The sequence below is a fragment of the Streptomyces sp. NPDC001480 genome (assembly GCF_042894725.1).
Lineage (GTDB): Bacteria > Actinomycetota > Actinomycetes > Streptomycetales > Streptomycetaceae > Streptomyces.
Genome location: NZ_JBIAVX010000063.1, coordinates 1 through 1747, shown reverse-complemented (window position 1 = coordinate 1747; position 1747 = coordinate 1). Strand labels below are relative to the sequence as shown.

At 69.5% G+C, this 1747-nt stretch carries 1 protein-coding gene; it reads left to right on the top strand.

Features of this window, described 5'->3' with window-relative positions; all coding sequences use genetic code 11:
- Positions 1-2: 2 nt before the first annotated feature.
- Positions 3-1747: 2-oxoacid:acceptor oxidoreductase subunit alpha (locus tag ACFY01_RS46705; RefSeq protein WP_390741876.1), on the top strand; the 1745-nt coding region annotated here is incomplete at its 3' end.

Here is a 1747-nt window from a genome sequence, read left to right as displayed (position 1 = left end):
TCATCCGGTTCGCGGGCGACTCCGGGGACGGTATGCAGCTCACGGGTGACCGGTTCACGTCGGAGACGGCGTCCTTCGGCAACGACCTGTCGACGCTGCCGAACTTCCCCGCCGAGATCCGTGCCCCCGCAGGGACCCTGCCGGGCGTGTCGTCCTTCCAGCTGCACTTCGCCGACCACGACATCCTCACGCCCGGGGACGCGCCCAACGTGCTCGTCGCGATGAACCCGGCCGCCCTGAAGGCGAACATCGCCGACCTGCCGCGCGGCGCGGAGATCATCGTCAACACCGACGAGTTCGCCAAGCGGGCCATGCGGAAGGTCGGCTTCGAGGCCAACCCCCTGGAGGACGGCTCGCTCGACGGCTACCACGTGCACCCGGTCCCGCTCACCACCCTCACCATCGAGGCATTGAAGGGATTCGGCCTGTCCCGCAGGGAGGCCGAGCGCAGCAAGAACATGTTCGCGCTGGGTCTGCTGTCGTGGATGTACCACCGTCCGACGGAGGGCACGGAGAAGTTCCTGAAGTCGAAGTTCGCCAAGAAGCCGGAGATCGCGGCGGCGAACATCGCCGCGTTCCGGGCGGGCTGGAACTTCGGGGAGACGACGGAGGACTTCGCGGTCTCCTACGAGGTGGCGCCGGCGGCGAAGGCGTTCCCGGTGGGCACCTACCGCAACATCTCAGGGAACCTGGCGCTGGCGTACGGGCTGGTCACCGCGAGCAGGCAGGCGGATCTGCCGCTGTTCCTCGGCTCGTACCCGATCACCCCGGCCTCCGACATCCTCCACGAACTGTCGAAGCACAAGAACTTCGGTGTGCGGACCTTCCAGGCCGAGGACGAGATCGCCGGGATCGGGGCGGCGTTGGGTGCGGCGTTCGGCGGTTCGCTGGCGGTGACGACGACGTCCGGTCCGGGTGTGGCGCTGAAGTCGGAGACGGTGGGTCTCGCGGTGTCGCTGGAGCTGCCGCTGCTGGTGGTGGACATCCAGCGCGGCGGCCCCTCTACCGGGCTGCCGACCAAGACCGAGCAGGCGGATCTGCTCCAGGCGATGTACGGCCGCAACGGCGAGGCCCCGGTCCCGGTGATCGCGCCGAAGACGCCGGCGGACTGCTTCGACGCGGCGCTGGAGGCGGCCCGGATCGCGCTGACGTACCGCACGCCGGTGATGTTGCTGTCCGACGGCTACCTGGCCAACGGCTCCGAGCCGTGGCGGATCCCCGAGCTGGACGAACTCCCGGATCTGCGTGTGCGGTTCGCGTCCGGCCCGAACCACACCCTGGACGACGGCAGTGAGGTGTTCTGGCCGTACAAGCGGGATGCGAAGACCCTGGCCCGGCCGTGGGCGGTGCCGGGCACCCCGGGTCTGGAGCACCGGATCGGCGGGATCGAGAAGCAGGACGGCACGGGCAACATCTCCTACGACCCGGCCAACCACGACTTCATGGTCCGCACCCGCCAGGCGAAGATCGACGGCATCGAGGTGCCCGACATCGCCGTCGACGACCCGCACGGCGCGTCCACGCTCGTGCTGGGCTGGGGATCGACGTACGGGCCGATCACCGCGGCCGTGCGCCGGCTGCGCGCGGCCGGGGAGTCCATCGCGCAGGCCCACCTGCGCCACCTCAACCCCTTCCCCCGCAACCTGGCGGCGGTGCTCCACAGATACGACAAGGTGGTGATCCCCGAGATGAACCTCGGGCAGCTCGCCACGCTCATCCGGGCGAAGTACCTGGTCGACGCCCACTC